Annotated in this window: 21 protein-coding genes; 11 read left to right on the forward strand and 10 right to left on the reverse strand. The window is 41.9% G+C overall.

Going from position 1 to position 24797, the window contains the following annotated elements:
- Positions 1-335: 335 nt before the first annotated feature.
- Positions 336-587: a hypothetical protein gene (locus L4D09_RS20270; RefSeq protein WP_428459385.1), complete on the reverse strand. Its 252-nt coding sequence runs from the start codon at positions 585-587 to the stop codon at positions 336-338.
- 341 nt (positions 588-928) lie between these two features.
- Here L4D09_RS20270 and L4D09_RS20275 point away from each other — a divergent pair, with 341 nt between their 5' ends.
- The 3 genes from L4D09_RS20275 to L4D09_RS20285 all read left to right on the forward strand — a co-directional run bounded on the left by L4D09_RS20275 (position 929) and on the right by L4D09_RS20285 (position 2730).
- Positions 929-1501, forward strand: coding sequence for a hypothetical protein (locus L4D09_RS20275; RefSeq protein WP_428459347.1), 573 nt, complete (start codon positions 929-931; stop codon positions 1499-1501).
- Positions 1502-1658: 157 nt separating this feature from the next.
- Positions 1659-1826 (forward strand): hypothetical protein, encoded by a 168-nt coding sequence (locus L4D09_RS20280; RefSeq protein WP_428459348.1) that lies wholly within the window; start codon positions 1659-1661, stop codon positions 1824-1826.
- A gap of 13 nt (positions 1827-1839) precedes the next feature.
- On the forward strand, positions 1840-2730 hold the full coding sequence (locus tag L4D09_RS20285; RefSeq protein ID WP_428459349.1) for a DMT family transporter: 891 nt from the start codon (positions 1840-1842) through the stop codon (positions 2728-2730).
- A gap of 188 nt (positions 2731-2918) precedes the next feature.
- On the opposite strand, the gene L4D09_RS20290 is transcribed toward L4D09_RS20285, so the two are convergent.
- On the reverse strand, positions 2919-4523 hold the full coding sequence (locus L4D09_RS20290; protein ID WP_428459350.1) for an ABC-F family ATPase: 1605 nt from the start codon (positions 4521-4523) through the stop codon (positions 2919-2921).
- Positions 4524-4854: 331 nt separating this feature from the next.
- On the opposite strand from L4D09_RS20290, the gene L4D09_RS20295 reads away from it, so the two are divergent.
- The gene (locus tag L4D09_RS20295) at positions 4855-5370 is read left to right on the forward strand and encodes a GNAT family N-acetyltransferase (RefSeq protein ID WP_428459351.1); all 516 of its coding nucleotides are present in this window, start codon (positions 4855-4857) and stop codon (positions 5368-5370) included.
- Between the two features lie 105 nt (positions 5371-5475).
- On the opposite strand, the gene L4D09_RS20300 is transcribed toward L4D09_RS20295, so the two are convergent.
- Positions 5476-7239, reverse strand: a complete 1764-nt coding sequence (locus L4D09_RS20300) for a glycerophosphodiester phosphodiesterase (RefSeq protein ID WP_428459352.1) — start codon at positions 7237-7239, stop codon at positions 5476-5478.
- A 743-nt stretch (positions 7240-7982) separates the two neighbouring features.
- Between L4D09_RS20300 and L4D09_RS20305 the strand changes: the two genes are divergently transcribed.
- Complete coding sequence (locus L4D09_RS20305) at positions 7983-9317, forward strand: hypothetical protein (protein WP_428459353.1); 1335 nt, start codon at positions 7983-7985, stop codon at positions 9315-9317.
- 479 nt (positions 9318-9796) lie between these two features.
- Here the strand turns inward: L4D09_RS20305 and gcvP are convergent, their stop codons facing one another.
- The 3 genes from gcvP to L4D09_RS20320 all read right to left on the reverse strand — a co-directional run bounded on the left by gcvP (position 9797) and on the right by L4D09_RS20320 (position 14586).
- Entirely contained in the window at positions 9797-12682 is a 2886-nt protein-coding gene (gcvP, locus tag L4D09_RS20310; RefSeq protein ID WP_428459354.1) for an aminomethyl-transferring glycine dehydrogenase, read from the reverse strand.
- Between the two features lie 131 nt (positions 12683-12813).
- The gene (gcvH, locus tag L4D09_RS20315; protein WP_428459355.1) at positions 12814-13194 is read right to left on the reverse strand and encodes a glycine cleavage system protein GcvH; all 381 of its coding nucleotides are present in this window, start codon (positions 13192-13194) and stop codon (positions 12814-12816) included.
- A 96-nt stretch (positions 13195-13290) separates the two neighbouring features.
- Positions 13291-14586: a serine hydroxymethyltransferase gene (locus L4D09_RS20320; RefSeq protein ID WP_428459356.1), complete on the reverse strand. Its 1296-nt coding sequence runs from the start codon at positions 14584-14586 to the stop codon at positions 13291-13293.
- 577 nt (positions 14587-15163) lie between these two features.
- Here L4D09_RS20320 and L4D09_RS20325 point away from each other — a divergent pair.
- The 3 genes from L4D09_RS20325 to L4D09_RS20335 all read left to right on the forward strand — a co-directional run bounded on the left by L4D09_RS20325 (position 15164) and on the right by L4D09_RS20335 (position 17669).
- Positions 15164-15799 (forward strand): helix-turn-helix domain-containing protein, encoded by a 636-nt coding sequence (locus tag L4D09_RS20325; RefSeq protein WP_428459357.1) that lies wholly within the window; start codon positions 15164-15166, stop codon positions 15797-15799.
- Positions 15800-16130: 331 nt separating this feature from the next.
- A complete protein-coding gene (gene gcvT, locus L4D09_RS20330; RefSeq protein ID WP_428459358.1) occupies positions 16131-17249 on the forward strand; it encodes a glycine cleavage system aminomethyltransferase GcvT in 1119 nt (372 codons plus the stop codon).
- Between the two features lie 126 nt (positions 17250-17375).
- Complete coding sequence (locus tag L4D09_RS20335) at positions 17376-17669, forward strand: hypothetical protein (RefSeq protein ID WP_428459359.1); 294 nt, start codon at positions 17376-17378, stop codon at positions 17667-17669.
- Here the strand turns inward: L4D09_RS20335 and L4D09_RS20340 are convergent.
- From L4D09_RS20340 to pdsR, 3 genes are all read right to left on the reverse strand, one after another.
- Positions 17657-18268, reverse strand: a complete 612-nt coding sequence (locus L4D09_RS20340; RefSeq protein ID WP_428459360.1) for a hypothetical protein — start codon at positions 18266-18268, stop codon at positions 17657-17659. The two genes, L4D09_RS20335 and L4D09_RS20340, sit on opposite strands and share 13 nt — an antisense overlap.
- 430 nt (positions 18269-18698) lie before the next feature.
- Positions 18699-20888, reverse strand: coding sequence for a proteobacterial dedicated sortase system histidine kinase (gene pdsS, locus L4D09_RS20345; RefSeq protein WP_428459361.1), 2190 nt, complete (start codon positions 20886-20888; stop codon positions 18699-18701).
- Position 20889: 1 nt separating this feature from the next.
- The gene (pdsR, locus tag L4D09_RS20350; protein ID WP_428459362.1) at positions 20890-21576 is read right to left on the reverse strand and encodes a proteobacterial dedicated sortase system response regulator; all 687 of its coding nucleotides are present in this window, start codon (positions 21574-21576) and stop codon (positions 20890-20892) included.
- A gap of 252 nt (positions 21577-21828) precedes the next feature.
- Between pdsR and pdsO the strand changes: the two genes are divergently transcribed.
- The 3 genes from pdsO (at position 21829) to L4D09_RS20365 (ending at position 23477) form a co-directional block, all read left to right on the forward strand.
- Positions 21829-22584 (forward strand): sortase-associated OmpA-like protein PdsO, encoded by a 756-nt coding sequence (pdsO, locus tag L4D09_RS20355; RefSeq protein ID WP_428459363.1) that lies wholly within the window; start codon positions 21829-21831, stop codon positions 22582-22584.
- 18 nt (positions 22585-22602) lie between these two features.
- Positions 22603-22833: a hypothetical protein gene (locus L4D09_RS20360; RefSeq protein WP_428459364.1), complete on the forward strand. Its 231-nt coding sequence runs from the start codon at positions 22603-22605 to the stop codon at positions 22831-22833.
- 194 nt (positions 22834-23027) lie between these two features.
- A complete protein-coding gene (locus tag L4D09_RS20365; RefSeq protein ID WP_428459365.1) occupies positions 23028-23477 on the forward strand; it encodes a hypothetical protein in 450 nt (149 codons plus the stop codon).
- Positions 23478-23550: 73 nt separating this feature from the next.
- Here L4D09_RS20365 and L4D09_RS20370 read toward each other — a convergent pair whose 3' ends face one another.
- Complete coding sequence (locus L4D09_RS20370; protein ID WP_428459366.1) at positions 23551-24498, reverse strand: chemotaxis protein CheV; 948 nt, start codon at positions 24496-24498, stop codon at positions 23551-23553.
- Between the last annotated feature and the right edge of the window lie 299 nt (positions 24499-24797).

Genomic DNA, 24797 nt, shown 5'->3' on the forward strand with positions numbered 1-24797 from the left:
ACATAGAAGCTAGCATAAATATGCTTCCCATGAGCGTGCAAAAAGCACTACTCGAAGTATTATTATTTGTATGAAATATAACCTGGTTAATTAGCTATAAACTAATTTATGATACTGAATTTCTGTTTTCATCCCCTTTAATTGATTAGTAAAAATGGTTGGTAAGATGCTAGCCTAGCGAAGGGAAGTGTGGTTGATACTGTGCTAGCTTGTATTGCTTCTGTTCAACAAACCCGCAATATTACAGTTGCAATAGTGCTTTCTGTTGTTGTCTATAAAACGCCATCAGCGATTAACTGACAGCGTTATCTTGCTTTTATCAAAAAGTAACAGCGTTAGTGTGTTTTTCTTTTAGGGCCATTACGTACAATATCTTTGCCGTTTTCGTATACGTCTTGAGTAACCCAACGGCCTAGAAGAAGTTTCTGGTTATTATCGAAAACAGCGACAAAATGACGACCATCAGAATTATTAGTCGCCATGCCAACACCAGCAACATCTTTAAGGCCAAGGCCTCCATCTTCAATCGAAATTAGAAATTGCTCTAATTTTTCAAGGCTATCGATTACATCAGATTCATTGTTCATTTGTTCAATACTCATTTTTACTTTGCAAACCCACTCGCTTCTTACAGTATATGATGTAATTGCATCGTTTGATGTCAGAAACGTAAAGGGCGGAGTTCATTTTATGGCTACCTTAGAGAAATAATTTTTCACTTAGGTATCACCGTCATACTTTACAGATGAATGATGCAGATTGGAACCTTACATGAATAAAGCGACTGACTGATGGAGCAGCTTAAAGGTCCATTTAGCATAATAAATATTGTATCAGCCTGTCTCTAACTACATTCAGCGCTAGTTTTCTTTGTTATTGAAATTTAAACTAACAGAACGTAATCAATGTGCGTTTCAGGATAATCAACATGATGCTTAATAGCATTAACAATAGTAAGGTGCTCAGTACTCAAAATAATAGAGAACCAGTCTCGTCTTGTCGCGGCTCCGATAATGTCGTATTGGGTTTTGTGGTGGGCTTGCTGTTGTCGGGTTGTACTATGAAGAGTCAATTTGAAGTGCAAGCAGAAGCTGATCCTAAAATGTTGATTGCTATAACTAACTATGGAACATCACAGATAAACAATAATGGTGATATTGGTTTTAGGATCTACTTTAGAAACACATCGCCACACCCGATAGCAACAATCAACTTTTATGTACAGGCTTACGATGCAAAGGGAGTCATACAGATAAATCACCCAAATAAAACTTGGCTTAATACGCTGGTATTTAACGAAACATTACCGGCCGGTAAGGGGGCGCACCCATACTGGAGTAATGTATGGAAAAATAACTCAACGATTACATGTGGTGTTATTACGTCAGCAAAAATAACTTATGCTGATAATGTTGTTATATATGTCCCAAATGAGGTTTTAAACCGCATGACATATAACTCAAAATGCCTTAATTTATCTGGTGGAGAATTTGATTTCTGACGGTTTTAACCTGTAGCACTGTGCATAATATTATTTTGAACAGTAAATCTATTGAGTGAGTAACGTTAAACAATACACTTGACTTAATGTTAACTTTAACTTGTACACTTCTTTACTCGTTTAAAACTAAATGCCAAGGTAAATGATAGTGCCTAAAATGAAATTGACTTCCTCTGGTTGTGCTAACATCCACAGACAAAAAGCTTACAAGCTTCGCCATACAATAAAAATACTTGAAAACAAGGTACTTGCTTACATTTCTAGTCAGAATACTGATGAGCAAGATTATTTTTCAACGGGTTCTCGCCAAGCAGTAATTGATTAGGTACAAATTAAATATGAATAGTCAGTTGAAAGGGCACTTGTATGTCATTTTAGCAACCTTAGTGATTGCAGGTTCATTCATTGCGACAGCAAATGTGTCAGACCAACTCCATCCGATTTCATTGAATCTTATGCGATTTACGATTGCTGCTTTAATACTTTTTCCTATTGTTCTTATGCGGAAAAATAGCTGGAAATCTTTTAAACGCGTTTTGCCCCGAAGCTTAGTTATCAGTTTCTTTTTTTGTGGTTATTTTGTTTGTAACTTCGCAGCGATGCTAACGACAACAACACTTAATGTCGGATCAATTTATACGCTAACCCCTTTAGTAACGGCAATATTCAGCGTACTTTTACTAAAACACAAGCTAACTATAAAGATTTTAGTGATCTATTTATTAGGTATGATAGGAACACTTTGGGTTATATTTGAAGGGAATTTACAGCACCTTCGTGAATTTAATCTAAACCAAGGTGATTTGGTTTTTCTTGTTGGTGTCGTTTTCATGGCTTGCTACACCATTGCGATGAAGCGACTTTACCGTGATGATGATGTGACTATCATGACCTTTGCGAACCTATTCGGAGGGGTTATTTGGACACTGATTGCAGTTGTAGTCGTAGATATTGACCTCAATTGGCATTCACTAAAAAGTGATTATTACCCGAGTATGGCTTATTTAGCGATTGCAGCGACATTTCTTACCTCTTATTTATACCAAAAAGCCAGCACTTATATGAGTCCCGTTAATATCTCAGCATATATATACTTAAGCCCTGCATTTGTTGCTCTGTTGTCTATTGTGATGACAGGTGAGGCGATAAAAAGTACTCTTTGGGTCGGGATTATACTATCAGCTTTCGCAACAGCAGTTTTGCAGCTGATAACATTAAAAAAGCGTTGAGTGATTACTCGAAGGGAGCCTAATTACGGGTAACTTCCATGGTACGCAATGAAAGTTAGAACTCCCGCGGTGTTGGGGGAATTGGCTTTCAGTATTTAGGTCATGGCGAATGGCATACATTAAAGGCCGCGGTTGCATAATTTGCAACCGCGGCCTTTAGGTATATTGTTTATGTCTAGGAGTAATACTTATACGGTGCCTAGCATCTTATGCTGATGTGCAAGGTACTCATCATAAGTACCTTGGAAGTTTACGAGTTTCTTGTCTTTAACATCAATAATCGACGTTGCAAGCGATGATACGAACTCGCGGTCATGGCTGACAAAAATAAGCGTACCTTGATAACCCTTAAGTGCGTTATTCAATGCTTCAATCGCTTCCATATCCATGTGGTTTGTTGGTTCATCCATAACCAGAACGTTGATATCTTGCATCATTAACTTACCAAACAGTAGGCGGTTTTTTTCACCACCAGAACAGTTTTTAGCTTTCTTGTTAGCATCATCGGCGGTGAACAACAAGCGACCCAAAATACCACGAACCATCAAGTCATCGTGCTTGCTTGTACGCCATTGCGAAATCCAATCGAAGATACTTAGGTCATTATCAAAATCAGCCGTACTATCTTGTGGGCAATAGCCGATAGAAGCATTTTCAGACCATTTTACAATACCAGTGTTTTGCTCTAATTCGTTAACTAGGCAGCGTAGTAACGTTGTTTTACCAACACCGTTTTCACCAATTACCGCTAAACGAGTACCAGCCTCTAACAGTAAATTACCGCCGTTGAATAGTTGCTCACCGTCAAAGCCATGGCCTAAGTCTTTTAGTTCAAGCGCTTGGCGGTGAAGTTTTTTACCTTCACCAAAATCAATAGATGGACTAATACGGCTAGTTGACTTAACTTCATCTAGCTTAATTTTATCCATCTTTTTCGCACGAGAACTGGCTTGTTTTGCTTTAGAAGCGTTCGCACCGAATCGATTAACGAAATCTTGTAATTCACTAATCTCAGCCGCTTTTTTCGCATTACTTGCCAGCAATTGCTCACGAATAAGTCCTGATGCTTCAAGGAAATACTCGTAGTTACCTGGGTAGATACGCAGTTCGCCGTAGTCGATATCCGCCATGTGCGTACACACTGAGTTTAAGAAGTGACGGTCGTGCGAAATGATGATCATTGTGCACTTACGTTGGTTCAATTCTTCAGCAAGCCAACTGATTGTGTGAATGTCCAAGTTGTTCGTTGGTTCATCCAGTAACAAAATGTCTGGGTTAGCGAAAAGTGCCTGTGCCAATAGCACGCGCAGTTTCCAACCTGGTGCAACGTTCTGCATTAAACCGAAGTGAAACTCTTCTTCGATACCCGCTTGCAGCAAGATATCGCCCGCACGGCTTTCTGCAGTGTAGCCGTCCATTTCTGCGAATTCGCTTTCAAGCTCAGCAACGGCCATACCGTCTTCTTCACTCATCTCTGGAAGAGAGTAAATACGGTCACGTTCTTTTTTGACTTCCCAAAGTCTACGATCACCCATGATCACAACATCGATAACGTTGTGTTGCTCAAAAGCAAACTGATCTTGGCTCAATACGCCAAGTTTCAATCCTGGAGTGATAGAAACGTTGCCAGAGCTAGGGGTTAATGCGCCGCTAAGAATCTTCATGAACGTTGATTTACCACATCCATTGGCCCCGATTAAGCCGTAACGGTTTCCGTTACCAAACTTAGCAGAAATGTTTTCAAATAAAGGCTCTGCGCCAAATTGCATGGTGATGTTTGCGGTAGATATCAAAGAAGTATTCCTAGGTATTAAAATTAATGAATCGCTTTGTGTTGGGTCTAAATCAACAGCAATGAAAGTGCGAATTATTAGGCGGCGAATTATACAGATTTATTGAACAAATAACAGATATAAGACGTAAGTCACAGAATGTATTGGTATAGGATTCCATTTGTTCATTTCCATTGATGGTCAAAATCATTCTTGACCTGACTAAAGCTTCACAGTTTATAGTGCGCTCATCACTACAAGGAAAGCATACAAGGAAAGCCAGAGTAGGGCATATCTGAATTGGCTAGAACATCGATAAGTACTGTGTGTACTTGAAAAAGAAAGGTTAAGAATGAACATCAGAGCACAAATGGCATCAGACAATAACGCGATAGAGACGTTAACTTATCGCRCGTTTGAAAATCACCCTCATCATGCTCCAGGGGCTAAACCGACAGAGCATTTAATTATTAACAAGCTCCGTAATGCTGGAGCGCTAGTGTTGTCTTTGGTTGCAGAAGACGAAACCGGCATTATCGGCCACATCGCATTTTCTCCTGTGAGCATCAGTGGGGCTGAATCAAGTTGGTTTGGGCTGGGCCCTGTTTCGGTAAAACCAGCTCGTCAAGGTGAGGGGATTGGTAGCCAGCTAATACAAGCCGGTATGGATAAAATCAAAGCGCATGGCGCAGAAGGTATTGTGTTACTTGGTTCGCCCGAGTACTACGGCCGCTTTGGTTTTAAAGCCAACTCAAACCTAATACTACCGGGTGTCCCTGCTGAATATTTTTTGATTCATCCGTTAGGCAATAACGAATCAACAATACCTGCTGGTGAGGTAACATTTCATCAAGCGTTTAATGGGTAGCGGCAGACTGCACAAGGAGGTGCAGTAAATATTTTATGACTACTTATGATGCTCTCGACGAAAAACGTCGATCATCACCCATTTTTAATCGGTTGTCACTTCCGTTTAGAGTGACAACCAGTGACGCAAAGTGAGTAATGCTCGATCGGAAAAATCCATACTTTCAAGGACGGATTTGGTATCCAAAGCAAGCTTAGGCTCATCAGTAATAATCCCATCCACACCAAGTAAAAACAGCCGCTGCATGGCCGCTGAATTGTTAATGGTCCAAACTAAAACCTCTTGTCCACGCTGTTGTATTTCTATGATTCGCCAGGCATTGAGCCATTGATCGCTTACCATTAGCATATCTACTTCTCGCTCGATTTCAGCTTCTCCAACACTGGCTGCATAGATAAGTGCGTAACGGAGTTGTTCGGGGCGCCTAGCCTCTACCTCCCTCATTAATCGCGCAAGTAGCTCTACATCAAGGCTCGATACAATCATGGCTTGCTGATAGTTCGGCAGTAATTCAGCCATTGCGAGGGCAAGATCAAAGCTTTGGTTGTAGCGCTTTAATTCAATATTGAATTCGATATCTTGAGCGTAATCATCTAATAGCTGCGTTAATAAGGGCGGGGGGATACGGTTATATTCCTGATAGGCTGCGACAATTTCAGAATAATTAGAGTCTTCAACCACCAAAGGGGCGCCAAGCAGACGGCCTAAATCGCGGTCGTGAAACACTACGACTTGCCCGTCTTTGGTTATCTGCACATCAATTTCTGTGCTTTGGATGCCTAATGAAATTGAATATTGTATACCTGCTTCACTGTTTTCTGGGTGCATGAAGCCACCACCGCGGTGCGCAGTGACATAGCCCGATGTATCTGTTTGTATATGATTGACGAAATTACGAACATCTGAGTAACCATTGATCGAAGCAAACACAATAAGCAATAACATGACACTGCTTAGTAATGCACGGCGCTGTGTATTTTGTTTTAGCCCAATAAAACGCGCTTGGTCATTGACCAATTTGAGGCGTTTTGTTTGCAAGCGCAGCACATAGTATTGACAACTTGCGTAAATAAAGCGGTCGACAAAACTCAGCAGTAGCGTAACCCCAAGCAGTAATAGACTTGCGAAAACGAGCCATGGGTAGCGATCTGGATCAGACGTTGCCCAGTGCAGTATTGGTTCAAGTGCAAATAAAATACTGCTGGCGAAAATCGCAGTAATGGCCACTCGACCGAATAACCAAACAATATGACCTATTACAATGTGCATATAGATAGCTTGGCTTAAACGCTGAGCTTGCTTGAAAAGCTGCCATTGGGAACAGTTTTGAAAAAGACTCAATGGTAATGCGAGCCACCAGCTTGCCCAATAGCGAAGAACCAACAATACACACGGTAAAGTGATCAAAATCAATAAGCCAACGGCAATCCACAGTGAGCTCATTTGATTACTGAGGTAATAATTAATATCCCAGTCATTGAGCATGAGTCCATAGATCCAGCGCCCACACCAAACCAAGGTGGCAAAAAGCAAACTAATCCCAATCGATTGTGCAAGAACGACCTTAACCACCCGGAAACTTCGCTGAATAATGAGTCCAAAGGTATCTAAAATCGAGCGTTTGCCTAAATCATGTTGGGCTAACAAGATGCTAATCGCAGATTGCTCCACGAAAAAAGCAAAGCTTAGCTGCGTAACAAACCACAAGCTGAGCAAAAATCCTGCTGGTGAGAGGAAGAAAGCGAGTAACTCTTGGTTGGCAATTGCACTTACGCCATAAAAACCCATTAGTTTGGAGCTGATCCATAAATCGAATGGGACAAATAATGTAATTAGTGCACTTCGTACAAGGAGAAAGCTGGCCAGCATCTGCAATCCACTGGCTTTAAGTCGATGCAACATGAAATACAGAATATGTCGACTGCGATGAAAGAATGCGCTATTCAAGTGTTTGTTTCGCCTAATTGGTGTTCTGCTTTAAGCGTTATGATAACACCTGAGTTGATCGGATGCTCAGTATAGAAAAATTATCCAGCCCTAATTACCGCCAACGATCTGAATCAAGCATCTATGCCTTACCTTTACTTTATCCACCCATCAAGTTTGTGGCGATTCAATGATGGACAATAAGTCTTAAACGTTAAGGTAAAGGGAAGCGGTAGATACTTTCAACGATACATGAGAAAAAGTATGGTAAAACTGTTAGTGTAAATCGTCAGTAAGTAGTAAAAGGAGTCAACTCAACTTTTCTGCTCCACCTCCTAAATCATTATTGAGCGAAAATAAAGAACAATATATTTATAGTGAAATTGACTTATGCATGAATTATACGAATTATTCATAATGTTAGCATAACTATTTTCTTTGTATTTGGTTGTTTTATTGTTATTTATTCCCGTTATATAACTAAGCCATTGCAATTAAATATAAGTTTTAATTTGTAAGTTTTATATTTTTAATCACAAAGTGTTACCTCCATTCAAAAATTAATAATGCAGTAACTTTCGATTTGTCTTTATTTGTAACTGGGTATTTAATTTATTAGAAGTCAAGAATCGCTTGTAATAGCGTGTTCTTTTGACTTTTATAATCAGTTTTTAGGAGAAGTTATAATGAGATGGAACTGTACACTGCCAATATCATCGGCATATATCTTTTTATTAGTCATATTATTGACGTTTAGTAAGGTAGTAGTAGGAGCCCCCTTTAATCCAGTAATGCCGTCAGTAGGAGGTGAATCGATTGATTCATACCCCTATGGTGAAGTAATAACTGTAAGATCAGGAGAAACATTCACCTTAGATGCGAAGGCCCACTCTTATGATGTGAATGGGATGGAGATTGAGAGTTTTTTCTGGTGGGATTTAACGCCACAAACATTACCGAACGGCGAAGGCGTTTTTGTCATGAAGGATAATAGCCTTGCTCATCAGTCTTTCACTGCTCCTCAGGTATCTGAATCTATAATGCACACTGATCCAGGTTCCCCTTATGTTATTAGCTTGCAGGTTCAGAATAGTGAAGGGCAGTGGAGCCGTAGTCACCTGATATATATTCAAATATTAGCGCCAGAAGAAAACGATGAGTTGGTGGTTAGCCAGCATAACAATTATGCGCTGTATCAGGTTTCACAAGAAAAATTTAACTCGTGGTCAAGTGCTGATCTTTTCAGTGATGATGGGTATCAAAATGTCATCGATATGACCCAAAAAATATATACTCAGTTTGAAGATGATTTTGATTTTATTTGGGTTTATCTCGATAGAAGCGATTTGCCCGAAGGCATGCCATATGGTCAATATTTAACCGTAAGTAATAGCGTAACTGGCTTGGGTAAGCGTTCAGTATTTGATAACGCACTTTCTTTCGGTTCAGAAGGGAGGCTGAAAGGGGTTGCTGTATTGTATGCTTCTCTAAATGATGACAACAAGGTTATGAAGGCAATGCATTTGGATGCCACATTGCATGAAATGTTCCATCAGTACGGGAACTTTATTGTCCCACCTCCAACGTCCCATTGGGAATGGGGTGTTGAAGGGATTTTAGCTGGTGCAGGTAGCAGGATGAATGCAATTGAAAAATATCTTGCAGGCTATATTAGTGATCCTACGGGCGAACATGCCGGACTTTGGGATGCAGATAGCCTTGCCATCTGGGATCAGTGGCGTAGAGATGAGAGTTTCATTTCCCGTACTCCTGATCATACTCTGTCACAAAAAGATTTCCGAGGATTAGTCGTTGTTCTTTCAACTCGTGAGGGGCTGACATCTAGTCTAGATGCTGAACTGAACTTTAATATAATAAACTTTACTCGTACTGACGGCCAACATAAAACCTACAATAGCGGTAGTATTGAAAGCCAAAACTTTTGGCAGGCGACTGGTGGAGAAGGTATTGGCGGTAATATAAAACTAAATCAACTTACTCAGTCATTTCTTCAGAAGTAAAGGGTATTTATGCATTGTGATTTGATTCTGTTTTACTTGTAGGAAGTTACTTAAATATAGCGAGTACTCGTAAGGTTAAATTTGGGCAGACTTTTTTCTGCCCAGGTTTATTTCTCATCTAGTCATATCTATATTAGATAGATACTGTCAGTGCTCGAAATCAACCTTCAGTATTACTAATAACAAAATGTTAATTATTCAATGGAGGTTTTAATTTTTCCTGATGTGGTAGTAGCATAGATTATTAATGCAGTTGTACTGTTTATTATCATGAATCTCCACCTATATTTTATATACCTGCATAAGTAGACCCGGTGGTGTTGCAATAGTTATCTAATCAATTGTTCAGGTAAAAAAATAGGTACGAGAGTATCCAATAGTAAGCTAAAACATTAATTAAAGAGCTACTGTTGAAGCATTTTGTTAAAAGAAAAGGCGAACCAAATGGTTCGCCTTTTGAGTGTCAGGTTAAGTTAACCTTAATCTTCGATGTAGTTCTCGATACTAGGGCAAGAACAAACTAAGTTACGGTCACCAAACACGTTATCAACGCGGTTTACTGTCGGCCAGTATTTCGCCGCTTTAGTGTGTGCTGATGGGAAGCAACCTAATTCACGGCTGTAGGCGCGATCCCACTCAGAAGCCATTAAGTCGACTTGAGTGTGTGGTGCGTTAACTAGTGGATTGTCTTTCAGATCCCACTCACCGTCTTGAACGCGAGCAATTTCGTGGCGAATAGCAATCATCGCTTCACAGAAACGGTCTAGCTCTGCAATGTCTTCAGATTCCGTTGGCTCAATCATTAGTGTACCCGCAACTGGGAACGACATGGTTGGAGCGTGGAAACCGTAGTCCATTAGACGCTTAGCAACGTCTTCTTCTGAGATACCAGATGCTTCTTTAATTGGGCGAATATCAACAATACATTCGTGTGCAATACGACCGTGAGTACCACGATATAGCACAGGGTAGTGTGGACGTAGACGCTCCATTACGTAGTTAGCGTTCAGGATTGCTAGTTTAGTCGCTTCTGTTAGACCTTCTTCACCCATCATAGCGATATAAGCGTAAGAAATTGGCAGAATTGACGCAGAGCCTAAGTCAGCGGCAGAGACAGCATACTGCTGCTGTTCGCTTTCATTATTCTCAACATGACCTGGTAGGAAAGGTGCAAGGTGTGATTTAACACCAATAGGACCCATACCTGGACCACCACCACCGTGTGGGATACAGAAGGTTTTGTGCAAGTTAAGGTGAGAAACGTCTGAACCAATGAAGCCTGGGTTAGTTAGACCAACCTGTGCGTTCATGTTCGCGCCATCTAGGTAAACCTGACCGCCAGCTTCGTGTACTAGCTCACACACTTCTTGTACGGCTTCTTCGTATACACCGTGAGTAGAAGGGTAGGTGATCATGATGCATGATAGGTTGTCACGGTGTTTTTCGATCTTCGCTTTTAGATCTTCAACATCGATGTTACCTAGGTCATCACAGCCAACCACTACAACTTTCATAGAAACCATTGCAGCAGACGCAGGGTTTGTACCGTGTGCAGAGCTTGGGATCAGACACACGTTACGGTGCGCATCGCCATTAGATTCATGGTAACGCTGAATCGCGATTAGACCTGCGTATTCACCTTGTGCACCAGAGTTTGGCTGAAGTGAGAATGCATCGTAGCCTGTGATAGAACACAGCATTTCAGATAGCTTATCAGCAAGTTCAGCATAACCTGTTGCTTGGTCTGCTGGTGCAAACGGGTGTAATTGACCGAATTCAGGCCATGTCACAGGGATCATCTCAGCAGCTGCATTCAGCTTCATGGTACAGCTTCCCAATGGGATCATACCGTGAGTTAGCGAGTAATCTTTGTTTTCCAGCTTTTTCATGTAACGCATCATTAGCGTTTCACTGTGGTACTGGTTAAATACTGTGTGAGTTAGGTACTCGCTAGTACGACGGCAGCTTTCAGGGATTGCTGCGAATTCGTCACTTGCAATATCCGCGGTGAACATTGAAGCTTTAAGCTCGTTGCCGCTAAATAGGGCTAGTAGCTCTTCAACATCTTCAACCTTGGTTGTTTCGTCAAGGCTAATACCTAGCTGAGTACCAGATGGGAACTTGCGTAGGTTGATGCCAGCATCAACCGCCTTGTTGTAGAATTCGGTCGTCTTCTTGCCAGTGTTTAGTGTAATGGTGTCGAAGAAGCTGTCGTTTGCTAGCTCGATACCAGAGTTACGTAGGCCAGCAGCAAGAATCGCAGTTAGGTGGTGTACACGGCGGCCAATTTTACGCAGACCTTCAGGTCCGTGATAAAGGGCATAGAAAGCTGCCATGTTGGCAAGTAGTGCTTGAGCGGTACAAATATTCGATGTCGCTTTTTCACGACGAATATGCTGTTCGCGCGTTTGCATTGCCATGCGTAGTGCTTGGTTGTCGTGAGTATCTTTCGATACACCAATAACACGACCTGGCATCGTACGCTTGTGCTTGTCTTTCGTTGACATGAAACCAGCGTGTGGGCCACCAAAGCCCATTGGAACACCAAAGCGCTGGGCAGAGCCTACAACGACATCTGCGCCCATCTCACCTGGAGACTTCAATAGGGTAAGGGCTAATAGATCAGAAGCGACAGCAACAAGGGTTTTCTTCGCGTGTGCTTTTTCGATGGTTTCGGTTAGGTCAGCAACGTTACCTGTGGTACCTGGGTACTGAACAAGTGCGCCAAATACATCGTGGTTATCTAATTCATCAACTGAACCTGTGATGATTTCGATACCAATGTAGCCCGCACGAGTGCGCACGACATCAACCGTTTGTGGGTGCAAATCGTTCGAAATGAAGAACGCTTTGCTTTTATTCTTACCTGCACGCTGACAAAGCGTCATTGCTTCTGCCGCTGCGGTAGCTTCGTCAAGTAGTGAAGCGTTTGCTAGCTCCATACCTGTCAGGTCCATGATCATCTGCTGATAGTTAAGCAGTGACTCAAGGCGGCCTTGCGAGATTTCTGGCTGGTAAGGTGTGTAAGCGGTATACCAACCTGGGTTTTCTAGTACATTACGAAGGATAACGTTAGGCGTTAACGTATTGTAGTAACCCTGACCGATAAAGCTGCGGTTAATGGTATTTTTGCTTGCAATGGCCTTTAGGCTTGCGAGCATGTCCGCTTCGCTTTGTGGCAGGTCGAGCGTCATAGGCTCGGGAAGGCGAATGCCTGCCGGTACGGTTTCTTCGATCAGCTGATCAACGCTTGCAACACCAATGGTTTCCAGCATCATTTTTTGTTGTGCTGAATCTGGGCCATTGTGACGACTTGCAAATTCTGTATCGTCACTTAATGCATTTAGAAGAGTCATGTCGGTCATGGTTCTTTCCTGAACAAGTTACTACCTATTGCATGTGAGCTTATTGCAATAGCTATGGGTCATCGAGAGAATGTTATTCGCTACCAAAGTAGCAAAACGGCTTTCCTGTGAACAAAAAAGCCGTTAAATCATTAATCTTCTTCGATGGTCGCTAGGTATTTCTCACCTTCGATTAGCTTGCTAAGCTCTTCAACATCTTCGATTTTAATCTTAGCAATCCAGCCACCTTCATACGGTTCTTCGTTTACTAACTCAGGGCTGTCTTCTAGCTCTTCGTTAATCTCAACGATTTCGCCTGTTACCGGTGCATAAATATCAGAAGCTGCTTTAACTGATTCAACAAGTGAGAAAGACTCACCAGCTTCAGTAGTGTCGCCCACTTCTGGTAGGTCTACAAATACAACATCACCTAGAAGACTTTGAGCGTGGTTTGAGATACCCATTGTGATAGTACCGTCACCATTGTCACGTACCCACTCGTGGCTTTCAGCGAACTTCAGTGTATTTTCCATGTAAAACTCCTTACGCAATTTTTTCCGCAGATATTGATTATTTTTCTAGGTTAGGAGAGCCTAACCTAGCATTTCAAATTTATTTTTTCTTTTATGTTATTGGTATAAAGGGAAGCGGCCACACAGTTTTTGTACCTGCTGCTTCACTTTCTGCTCAATAGCACTGTTATCTTCAGGATTTGCAGCTAGCCCATCAAGGACATCGCCAATCCATTCACCAATTTGTTTGAATTCGTCGTTGCCGAAACCACGGCTAGTGCCTGCTGGTGTACCTAAACGAATACCTGACGTTACCATCGGTTTTTCAGGATCGAAAGGAATACCATTTTTATTACAAGTAATGCCTGCTCTTTCAAGAGCTTCTTCAACTTGATTGCCTTTTAGTCCTTTCGGACGTAGGTCAACCAGCATCAGGTGAGTATCGGTACCATTGGTAACTATATCGCACCCGCGAGCTTGAAGGACTTCAGCGAGTACTTTCGCGTTACTGATCACATTCTTGATATAAAGCTTGAATTCAGGCTCTAGGGCTTCACCAAGCGCAACTGCTTTACCCGCAATAACATGCATCAAAGGACCGCCCTGAAGACCAGGGAATACGGCTGAATTAATTTTCTTATTGATGTCTTCATGATTGGTAAGAATCATGCCACCGCGTGGGCCACGTAATGTCTTGTGCGTAGTTGTTGTAACTACGTGGGCATGCGGTAGTGGACTTGGGTGTTCACCTGCCGCGATAAGGCCAGCGATGTGAGCCATATCAACCATTAGGTAAGCACCTACCTCGTCCGCTATCGCACGGAATTTTGCAAAATCGATTTGGCGTGGAATTGCCGAACCGCCAGCAATGATCATTTTAGGCTTACTTTCGATTGCCAGCTCACGCACAGCATCGTAGTTAATTTCACAAGTATCTTTTTCAACACCGTATTGAACAGCATCAAACCATTTGCCTGATAGTGCAGGTCGCGCACCGTGTGTAAGGTGACCACCGGCATCAAGCGACATACCAAGAATTGTATCACCAGGCTGAAGTAGGGCGAGCATTACCGCGCCATTGGCTTGAGCACCAGAGTGAGGCTGAACATTCACATATTCACATTGGAAAAGTTGTTTGGCTCGGGCAATAGCAATTCGTTCAACTTCATCGACATGTTCACAGCCGCCATAGTAACGACGACCCGCATAGCCTTCAGCATATTTATTAGTCAGGCAAGTACCTTGCGCTTGCATAACTGCCTTTGAGACTATGTTCTCAGAAGCGATTAACTCAATCTGCTGGTTCTGGCGGTTCAGCTCTGCGGTAATACCTGCGTTCACTGCACCGTCTATCTCAGCAAGATTTGTTGAGAAAAAGACATCTAAATCATGGTTTTGGTATGAAGCTTTCATTTCACGTTATCCTCAAATCGCGCTCTTGAAGGATTGTCCTTTTTATCGAGCTATTGCGTGTTAAGTTGTTATGGATAATGCCGTTCGCTTATTGTTTTTTTAGTGGTTAATTGGAGTGAGCGCTCCAATTCAACCCTAACAAGTGCGTAACATACCCTTCTATAGATAGCCGATCAAACAAAAATTTCCAATAGTGGAATGTCATACACTTTAATGGTCTTAATGTTACGCAAACGTTTGCCTTTTGTCATCTAAATTTCTATCATATGGCCAATTAAGTCAAGATATATGGGTTGTTTTAGCTTGTTGATGACGGGTTAAATTTGTTGCTAACCCCTTTGATAGTAAGGGCTGGTGCGTAATTTGATGTTCATTTTTGTTTGCAAGAAAAAGACGTGCTTCAGTGCGAAGATGTGGCGTGATATTTTTGGATATTAGCTTAAATAATCACGAGTTTCCTTTTGGAAACTTTGTTTCAATTATGCTGCCTATGTCATACTTTTTTATCGCGATAACTTTTAAGTTTCCGTGTCACTATGCCAAAATGAAGATACAGCAGTAACCAAGGATGGATGACATGAGCAACGATCAACCCGTTGATATTTACCCTTCAATGAATGTGGTAAAAGAGCAAGAAGCCGATAAGTCAGAAAAAATAAAACCATTGCAGTTGGGTAAGCGATTAAAAGAAATTCGTACTGCTCATGGGCTGACATTGGAAGAGGCGAGTAAGCGAACGGGCCTTGCACGCTCGACTTTGTCAAAAATCGAGAATGAGCAGATTTCACCGACTTTTCAGGCTATGCAGAAGTTGGCGGGTGGGTTAGGTGTTGATATTCCACAGCTTTTCGCGCCGCCAAAGCAAATTAAAGCGACAGGGCGACGAGATATTACTCGTAGCGATGAAGGAAAGCCTCATCCTACGACGACTTATGAGCATGAATTATTAGCGGTTCAGTTAACGAATAAAAAAATGATGCCGTTTAAATCACGTATTCGAGCCCGTGCATTTGAAGATTACTCCGACTGGATTCGCCATGATGGAGAAGAGTTTTTACTGGTACTAGAAGGAGAGATAACGTTTTTCTCTGAATTCTATGAACCCGTGAATCTAAGTGATGGCGATTCTGTTTACTATGATGCCGGGATGGGGCATATGCTAGTTTCCGTGAGTGACGAAGATGCACACATCTTATGGGTGACTGCGTCTTAATGACATCTCAATAATATTGATAGATTTATTAGTTCGATTTTTGCTCTGAGATTTGAGAGCCACGGAGAATCGAGGTGCTTCAGATGAATGTTAAAGAATAGATGAAGATTAACAATTGCCATCAATGGGAATTGGTTTAGGCATTAGGGAATGCTGACTGCTTAACCATGAGGTTTTAGCATTAAAAAGATTTGTTTTAACAGTAATTATGTGATGTAGAACGGTACGAATATCAATAAACTTTGTTTATTATAGGAAACTGTGCTTAACATGATTGTAACAGCTGATATGGAATATCGCCGCATGCTGGCGGTGTATGGAGTATAAACGTATGTCTCAAGATCTACTGGTAACACCTCTACACGCACTACACGTCGAAATGGGCGCTAAAATGGTTCCCTTTGCTGGCTATGACATGCCAGTTCAGTATGCGTTAGGTGTACGTAAAGAACACATTCATTGTCGTGAGGCGGCAGGGTTGTTCGATGTGTCTCATATGGGCCAGCTTCGATTGCATGGTGAGAATGCAGCGAAGGCGATTGAAGCGCTTGTACCTGTTGATATTATTGACTTACCTGCTGGTAAGCAGCGTTATGCATTCTTCACTAATGAACAGGGCGGTATTCTTGATGACCTAATGGTGACCAACTTTGGTGATCACCTATTTGTTGTCGTTAACGCTGCTTGTAAAGATCAAGACATTGCCCACATTCAAGCACACTTACCTGCAGATGTGACGATGGAAATCATTGAAGATCGTGCTTTGCTTGCGTTGCAAGGACCAAAAGCGGCTGCAGTGTTAGCGCGCCTTAACCCTGCAGTAGCCGACATGGTATTCATGGATGCAGTATCACTTGAGTTAGTTGGTGCTGAGTGTTTGGTGAGCCGCTCTGGCTACACCGGCGAAGATGGTTACGAAATTTCTGTTCCAGCGAATAAAGCTGATGAGTTAGCTCGTGCATTACTTGGTGAAGAAGAAGTTGAGTGGATTGGCCTTGGTGCACGTGATTCACTTCGCCTTGAGTGTGGCCTTTGCTTGTATGGTCACGATCTTGATACAACGACAACACCTGTAGAAGCGAGCCTACTTTGGGGTATTAGTAAGCCACGTCGTGCTGACGGTGAGCGTGCTAGTGGTTTCCCAGGTGCGGACATTATCCTAGAGCAGATTAAAACTAAAGACGTTGTACGTAAGCGTATTGGTTTACTTGGACAGTCTAAAGCGCCCGTTCGTGAAGGCAGCAAGTTGTTTGATGCAGACGACAACGAAGTGGGCATCGTAACGAGTGGTACATTCGGTCCAACCAAAGGTGCGCCAGTTGCAATGGCATATGTGCAGACAGACCTTGCAGTGATCGGTACTGAGATTTTCGCGGAAGTGCGTGGTAAGAAATTACCAATGACGGTAGAGAAAATGCCGTTTGTACCGCAGAACTATTACCGTGGCTAGTTCCTAAACCCAAGTAATTCCCTTATACAAGAGAAGCACTAGTGCTTCTCTTGTCTCATTTCTATACTGGCACTTTAGTCATAAATCATCTTTGCTTAATACAATGCTGTTGAGTGTGGAGTGATTATGAGTGTTTACCGCAACCTATTACGTACGTGTATTTGGCTTATCGCTGTTTTTTTTGCATCCGTAGCTCCACAGCTTGCAAGTGCGGAGGCATTGCTTATGCCATATGATGACTATATTGACCGTTGTATGGAGACTTATGGTCATGATCAGGTAACTAAGCATGTTTGCGAATCACAATATCAAGCGATAGAGAAAAAAGAACAAGACTTAATGGCGCAAACGGAATCCTTAAAGCAAGGTGCCTGGAAGGGTGATTTATCAGATGAGCAAGTGGTAGATCAAAACGAATAGCCAGTATGTGTAAGTATTAATGGTTGTTTTAATGCTTCTTCAGCGAGTACGTTAAATACATCACAAGGCTGTGTGTATTGTGACGTTATTTGGGGTGAACCTGATAGCTGGGATGATAATGTTTTTAAGGCATTCTTCTTTGCTTGCTGCCGTTGTTGATTATTGAAATAGCTGCCAATGGATGCCGGTAGTGAAGGCTCTATGTCAGAAAGTTGCTCATAGCACTGTGATATAGCGATATTACTATTAAGGATTTCGTGAATTTCATTAGACTGTAACTGTTCAACGTTATTTGAATCTAGATTTAATAACTGTGACCACTTTATTGCTGCTAATACTCCCATAGCGACAAACTCAGGTTGCGTATAACGGCAAAGTAATGCTCTTTCAAAGTCATCCCTAATTGTATTTTGATTTAGGTCATCCCCTTTTAACGTATTAGCATTCTCACTTGAACCGATAGGCAACTCAATGGAACTAACGCTGAACTTAGCGAGTACATTCAATGCACTATACTGATTTAGTGGCAGTTTTGTATTATCTTCAGCTTGGCTATGAAGTGGAAAGAAAACCAAAGCTAGATATATAAAACATCTCATGTGCTAAATATTCCTGAATGAGAGCTGTCAGTAAAGGTTATATATCGGGGGCTCTCTATGTTTAAAGCAAATGGAGGTGTTGTGTAAATCGAAGTGGGTCGCATAAAAAGTTATATTTTTCATGCTTATAGTTGTTATTTGTATAGTGCGTCGAATAGTGGTGGTGAGCTTGGTTAACCTTAAAAACTGTTCAGGTTAGATTTAGGCGAAAAGAGTAATATCAATAAGGTTGAATTACGTAGAGTATTTTTCGTGCTTTACGGCCCATTGTTTTTTCTGACCACAAGTAGGTTTTATGCGAGAAATGCTTTTTGAAGTAGTTTTAGTCGTTGTTGCCATTGCTGCTGCGATTGGTTTGTTTACAGCAGCAGTAATGGCGTAAAACTGTATAGCACCTGGAAGTGCTTTTATTAAACAACATATAGCGTGATTACTTTTCTGCTTTTATTCCAAGCACTGGTAAAACAATCACTACATCGACACCTTGCTTATCTTTTCTATTCTGCAGTTTGATGTTCCCATGATGAAACTCAGTAATCAGCCTCGCAATGAATAAGCCTAGCCCTAAATGGGGTTTGTTTTGCTTATGTTGACTCCGCACTGAAACCATTGAATTAAGTAACTGATCAGCCATATCTTCGGGCAGCAATGGCCCAATGTTACTCACAGTCAGTTGAACTTGGTCTTCAAAACGCTTTAATGAAACAGAAATAGGCGTATCAAGTAAACTAAAATCAACGGCGTTGGCGACTAACTTATCGAGTAGTTGTGCAAGGTAATCGGGCGCACCTTCAATCATGATCTCTTCGTTAGCATCGACAATAAAGAGTTGTTCTGCGTAAGCCATTTGATAGCCTTGCAGACAGCCATTTACCAGTTCATTGAGCGGGAACACTTCCTTTTCGGCACCCTGTAGGCTTTGCTCAATACGTGTCGCTTCTGTCATGCTTGATAAAATAGTACTCAGCCGATGGACTCCTTCTTGAGCACGGTCGATATAACGCTGTGAGTCTTCATCTTGTGGTTGCATCGCTAAGTTTTCAATCGAAGATCGTACTACGGCCACAGGTGTACGGAGTTCATGAGATAACCGTGATGATAGATTCTCTAGGTAATGGTTGTAGTGTCCAAGCCTGCCGACCATTGCCGATATGCTGCGGCTAAGATCACCAATTTCATCAGTGTCATTCGAAGGGACTATTGCTTGTTGAATCCGCCCCTGACTATCAATCGCGCGCTCAGCTTCATCTCGTAGGCAACGGATTCTGCCTGAAATCTTTGAGGCGAACAGGAAAAGAGTTAGGGTGCCTATAACAATAATAGCGATAATGACGTTAAGTAATTTTTCTAGCGCACGGTTTCGAAGTGTTTGAATGCCGATGGTCGATTCTTCTGCAATAACAGCTCCCATTACGTTGTCACTGAGCCAAATGGGGTAGGCTGCGGCTAAGATCATCGCTTTACCATCATCTGATTGACGCCAATATGAATATCCACGACCTTGTAATGCTTGCGATACGTGTACCCCTTTTACTTGAGCTGCATCTTTCAAAGCATCTTTAAACTCTTCTGGTTCGTTAATGAGAAAGCGGTAGTAGAGAGGGTGTAATATTTTTTCTTCGAGCGTCGATAACCATGATGAGGCATCACTATTATATTTAACTGACGATGACCAAACACCGTTTGAATCTTGTATATCCCCAGTTTGTGCCAGTATTCGCTGATGGCGGTCTATGACCCAAATACGTGAACTGGTGTGTCCCATACCTTTTACTATTTTTTCGATTTCAGGAGACGGTACAAGCACAGATCCTAAGCGGTTGAGGTGATTGGTATTTGATGTTCCTATAATGGTGTCAATATCACGATTGCGATCGTTGTTTACATCATAAAACGCAAACCCAAGCTTATTGCCGAGTATATTTAATGGAATTCGGAGTTCAATGTTGTAACCTTTGTCGGTGCTGCGCCAAAATCCTTGGATTTGGTTTTCAAGTACGAGTGATGAAGGGTCACTTATCTCTCCATTGATATTAAAGGCATTTATCCAGCCATCTTCATAGGCTGAGATGACGTAACGGTGGAATTCCCCGCTGGGTGATGTCATCGCAATAATAAGATGATCATTTCTATCTACGCGTAATGAACCTTTACGCCGCATGATCGGGCGGGGATCTATAACCTCAAAGGCGGCATACAGATAGCCGTCGTATTTCCCGACCAGGTGGCGAAAACTAATACTGTTTTTGTTATATGGCCGACGACTAAATTGCACGTAATCTCGACCATAATTCACGAGTTTGTCATCATAATCAGCCCAGTCCGTAAGCTGGCCATCCAGTTTTATTGGACTGGAAAGATCATAAGCATAAAGATCTCGCCCTTTTTTGACTGACTGTAAAAAGCTAGCTTGGTCATTAAAGAGTTTCGGGCGCTCATTCAGTGCCGTTGCGACGGCACGAGTCGTACCAATAAGCGTTTGCTCTTGCCCTTGGCGTAACAGTTTCTCCATTTCAAGCACATAGTTAAAGCCTAGCCACGGTAAGGTTAATAATAGGCTTGCGATGAGGATAAATTTAAGCCTTAAACCAAAGGCAAACCGTGGCAGTCTTATTTTCATCTTACGCGCCCCACCGGTAACCCATGCCGTACACCGTGTTTATGCAGTCAAAGTCGTTATCAAACTGCATGAATTTTTTTCTAATACGTTTTACGTGTGAGGTAATAGTGCTGTCATCGACAACAACTTGAGCTTCATCCATTAAATCATGACGACTTTTAACGTGCCCTGGGCGCTTAGCGAGGGCGTAAACCATCCAAAATTCAGTAACAGTTAATTCGACCAAGTGGTTGTTCCAGAATATTTGCATTTTATTTTTGTCGATAGTTAATGCCCCCCGCGTCATCAGCGTGTCTTGATCTGACGGTGTCGCCATTAAATCACTACGACGAAAAAGTGCAGCAATCCGTGCCATCAAATGAGGCAAGCTGACATCTTTGGTGAGGTAATCGTCAGCGCCCATTCGTAGACCACAAACTGTATCGAAGTCGCTGTCACGCGCTGTCAGGAAAATGATTGGAATGGTCGGTGAGAGTGCGCGTAATGATTGGCACAAAGCAAATCCGCCATCGATTTCATCTTGTAAGCCAATATCAATGATTGCTAAATCTGGTAGTTGTTGTTCAAACGCAGCTTGGGCGTCTGGTCGATTGTCATAGCCCTGAACGTGGTAGCCATGCTTTTTGAGCACGTCCATATAGTTTTCTCGAATTGCGGCTTCATCTTCAACAATGACAATATTTTTCATGGTGCCTCTGTAAGAGCAGGGTAGCGGTTTTCGCAAGAAGTTCGGTAGACGGGAATCACCGCCTTTATTGTGCTGACTATACAATAAATTAGCGGTTAGAAAAGCCGAGAAAAGCAAATAAGAGTAATTGCCATTTTTTTGCCACAATTGATCACCACATTGCCCTTTTTTATCCCCAACTTCGCCATTTGGAATTGGTTTAATGACCTTATCGAAACAAAACAACATCAAACAAACGATGAGGATTACAAAATGAAAAAGCAGCTAATTTCAACCATTATTGCAGGTTCACTAATCGCTTCTGTTATTTCGCCTGCGGCGATGGCAAGTAGTGATACTTCAGAAGACAACTATAAAGTTGGGGAGCAGGAGCAGTTAATTGGCTTAGGGTCTGGCGCTGCATTTGGTGCAATTGTTGGCGGCCCAATAGGTGCTGTTGTTGGTGGCATGATTGGCGGCATCGTAGGTACCGCTGTTGGTCAAGATGGCTACATTAAATCTCAAGATGAAGAGCTATTAGAGATTACCTCACGTAATAATGAGCTTGAGCGTATTAGCCAACGATATAATCAAGCGCAAATCGATATCGCACGACTAGAACAAGAAAAGAACGATTTACTTAATATTGAACAACGAGAAATCGATCTTGCGCTAGAGATGAATGTCCACTTCCGTACAGGCTCTGATGTGATAGAGCCATTATTTCAGATACAGCTTGATGAATTAGCCGAAGTAATGAAGCAGGCTCCAGATATGAAATGGGAACTGTCTGGATATGCTGACCAGCGTGGTGATAGTGCCAAGAATTTCGACTTATCAGAGCGCCGTGTTGAAGCAGTTCGGGCTTACCTTGAGCAACATGGCGTAAACGGAAATCAAATCTTTGCATCAGCTTATGGCGATTTGGAACCACTGAAGTCAGAGCAAAACTTTGAAAGTGACTTCTTTGACCGCCGTGTCACGTTACGTAGTGGTGCAAGCCAAGTCAGTACTGCGCATGCCCACTAAAAGGAGAGAAGCTGTTGTATGAAAAATCAAGATAATCACAATACAGCAATGGGAGCACCTTGGGTGCTTCCGCTTCTAATCACTCTTTTGTTAACAATGCAGTTATCAGTGAAAGCGGACGATATAGAAGCCCAAAGAGTGACCATACCTGATGGCCAAATTGTATACGCTTGGGAGGGCGATGATACGGTCGACTATGAGCAACATATTCCTCATATTGCCGATAAACAGCGCAATGTTAAGGAGTAGAGCATGCTTATTGATGAACGTTTTTGGCTTAAGGTACTGATAAAAATGACCATTGTTCACCTTAGTGTTGTTTATTGTTAAGCAGTATACCTGAGTAGAGTACTCGACAGTAATTTAATTGCCAGGGCAATGATTGCAATTACAACTGTTGTGATGTAAATTTAAGTTACTCTTGATGACGTAACGGGTATAACATGAAAAACGCATTGGTTTATATACATCGCTCTGCAGCTATAACAGCTTTCATTATGATTTTAGTGTTCTTTACAAGCACGGTACTTGTTGAACTCTTTGGTAATCAAAGCCAAATCGTTGCCGTTAAAACATATATTGCCTATGCAATCTGGGTCTTGATTCCTGTGATGGCAGTAACTGGTATTACTGGGGCTAAAATGGCACCTAAGGTAAGCGCTGGCTTGATCGGGCGTAAGAAAAAGCGTATGCCTTTTATTGCAGCAAACGGATTGATGGTTTTAGTACCTGCGGCATTGTATTTAAAGCACCTAGCCACAGAAGGCCAGTTTGATAATGCTTTTTATACCGTTCAGTTGATTGAACTTATTGCGGGGTTTACTAACTTAACGTTGATGTCGTTAAATATTCGTGACGGGTTAAGGATCAGCGCTAAAAAGCGAGAAGGATAAGGTATTGAATATTCAATAGCCCGTTGTACTTTGAATGAAAAGAGCAACGGGCGCGATAGAGCATATTGGTGAATTAGACAGACTGCAAAACCGAGCGCAACCTATCTTGAACAACTTCGACTAGTAAGTCGGGTTGGAATTTAGAAATAAAGCGGTCACAACCTACTTTTTTAACCATGGCTTCATTGAAACTGCCGCTTAACGATGTATTAAGTGCAATATGAAGGTCACTCATACGGGGGTCGTTACGGATTTCATGGGTGAGCTTATAACCGTCCATCTCGGGCATTTCCGCATCGGTAAACATCATCAGAATCTCATCATTGATGGTCTTGCCTTGATCACACCAGCTTTTCAGTAAGTTAAGGGCCTTTAAGCCATCACTGGCTTCAATAACGTCAAGGCCAAGCTGCGAAAGTGTATCTCTTATTTGGGCTCTTGCCGTTGAGGAGTCATCAACAATTAGTACTTTCCGACCAGTAAAGTGGTTAACAATCGCATTATCAAGTACGTCTTCAGATATTTGGATATCATAATCAATGATTTCCGCGAGTACCTTCTCAACATCGATAATACTGACCATACGATCCATACCATCACGTTTTAGCTTTGTAATTGCCGTGAGATAATTTTCTTTACCGACATGCTTTGGTGGCGGTTGAATATCTCGCCACGTCAAGTTAACGATATTCATTACTTGCCCAACTAAGAAAGCTTGAACAGAACGATTGTACTCAGTAATGATGATATTACATTCGGTATCTTTCTCGACATTTCGCATGCCGATTGATTGGCGAAGATCAATAACAGGGATCGATGCACCACGAATGTTAGCTATACCAGAAATATTTGGGTGAGAACCCGGCAAAACGTTGAGTTTTGGCAGTTTTACAACCTCTTTCACTTTAAACACATTAATCGCAAACAACTGTGCAGAATGAAGCTGGAAGATTAACAGTTCTAATCGGTTTTCGCCGACTAATTGAGTGCGTTGGTCGACGGAGTCTAAGATTGTGGCCATAGTGTGCTCAAACGTGGGGGAATTATTAGATTTATCATTAGATTATACGGTGATAGTAAAGGTAAAGCCACGCGTAATAAAGAAGATTTTACGAGTGTTTAATCCCTAAAAAGTTGAGTATAAGCTCTTAGTTTTTGTAGGGAAATAACCGCCTAAAGTGTTTCAAATCAAGGAATTTTATACTGCTGCTGTTAGCCTGATCGGATAACTAAAAAAGATGATCGACTAATCCCTAACAGAGATCAGGCTCTGTTTGGTTATCATCATGAATACTGTAGCGATAGTGCGCTTGTAAGTGC

It is taken from the genome of Photobacterium makurazakiensis, assembly GCF_050336715.1.
GTDB classification, from domain to species: Bacteria; Pseudomonadota; Gammaproteobacteria; order Enterobacterales; family Vibrionaceae; genus Photobacterium; species Photobacterium makurazakiensis.

Bases quoted from the DNA above. Each gene is read 5' to 3' on its own strand.
- L4D09_RS20305 (WP_428459353.1), top strand. From the start codon at position 7,983: ATGAGATGGAACTGTACACTGCCAATATCATCGGCATATATCTTTTTA.
- L4D09_RS20340 (WP_428459360.1), bottom strand. From the start codon at position 18,268: ATGAGATGTTTTATATATCTAGCTTTGGTTTTCTTTCCACTTCATAGC.
- L4D09_RS20300 (WP_428459352.1), bottom strand. From the start codon at position 7,239: ATGCTGGCCAGCTTTCTCCTTGTACGAAGTGCACTAATTACATTATTT.
- pdsR (WP_428459362.1), bottom strand. From the start codon at position 21,576: ATGAAAAATATTGTCATTGTTGAAGATGAAGCCGCAATTCGAGAAAAC.
- L4D09_RS20370 (WP_428459366.1), bottom strand. From the start codon at position 24,498: ATGGCCACAATCTTAGACTCCGTCGACCAACGCACTCAATTAGTCGGC.
- L4D09_RS20365 (WP_428459365.1), top strand. From the start codon at position 23,028: ATGAAAAACGCATTGGTTTATATACATCGCTCTGCAGCTATAACAGCT.
- gcvP (WP_428459354.1), bottom strand. From the start codon at position 12,682: ATGACCGACATGACTCTTCTAAATGCATTAAGTGACGATACAGAATTT.
- pdsS (WP_428459361.1), bottom strand. From the start codon at position 20,888: ATGAAAATAAGACTGCCACGGTTTGCCTTTGGTTTAAGGCTTAAATTT.
- gcvT (WP_428459358.1), top strand. From the start codon at position 16,131: ATGTCTCAAGATCTACTGGTAACACCTCTACACGCACTACACGTCGAA.
- L4D09_RS20285 (WP_428459349.1), top strand. From the start codon at position 1,840: ATGAATAGTCAGTTGAAAGGGCACTTGTATGTCATTTTAGCAACCTTA.
- L4D09_RS20280 (WP_428459348.1), top strand. From the start codon at position 1,659: ATGAAATTGACTTCCTCTGGTTGTGCTAACATCCACAGACAAAAAGCT.
- L4D09_RS20325 (WP_428459357.1), top strand. From the start codon at position 15,164: ATGAGCAACGATCAACCCGTTGATATTTACCCTTCAATGAATGTGGTA.
- L4D09_RS20360 (WP_428459364.1), top strand. From the start codon at position 22,603: ATGAAAAATCAAGATAATCACAATACAGCAATGGGAGCACCTTGGGTG.
- pdsO (WP_428459363.1), top strand. From the start codon at position 21,829: ATGAAAAAGCAGCTAATTTCAACCATTATTGCAGGTTCACTAATCGCT.
- L4D09_RS20270 (WP_428459385.1), bottom strand. From the start codon at position 587: ATGAACAATGAATCTGATGTAATCGATAGCCTTGAAAAATTAGAGCAA.
- L4D09_RS20335 (WP_428459359.1), top strand. From the start codon at position 17,376: ATGAGTGTTTACCGCAACCTATTACGTACGTGTATTTGGCTTATCGCT.
- L4D09_RS20275 (WP_428459347.1), top strand. From the start codon at position 929: ATGATGCTTAATAGCATTAACAATAGTAAGGTGCTCAGTACTCAAAAT.
- gcvH (WP_428459355.1), bottom strand. From the start codon at position 13,194: ATGGAAAATACACTGAAGTTCGCTGAAAGCCACGAGTGGGTACGTGAC.
- L4D09_RS20320 (WP_428459356.1), bottom strand. From the start codon at position 14,586: ATGAAAGCTTCATACCAAAACCATGATTTAGATGTCTTTTTCTCAACA.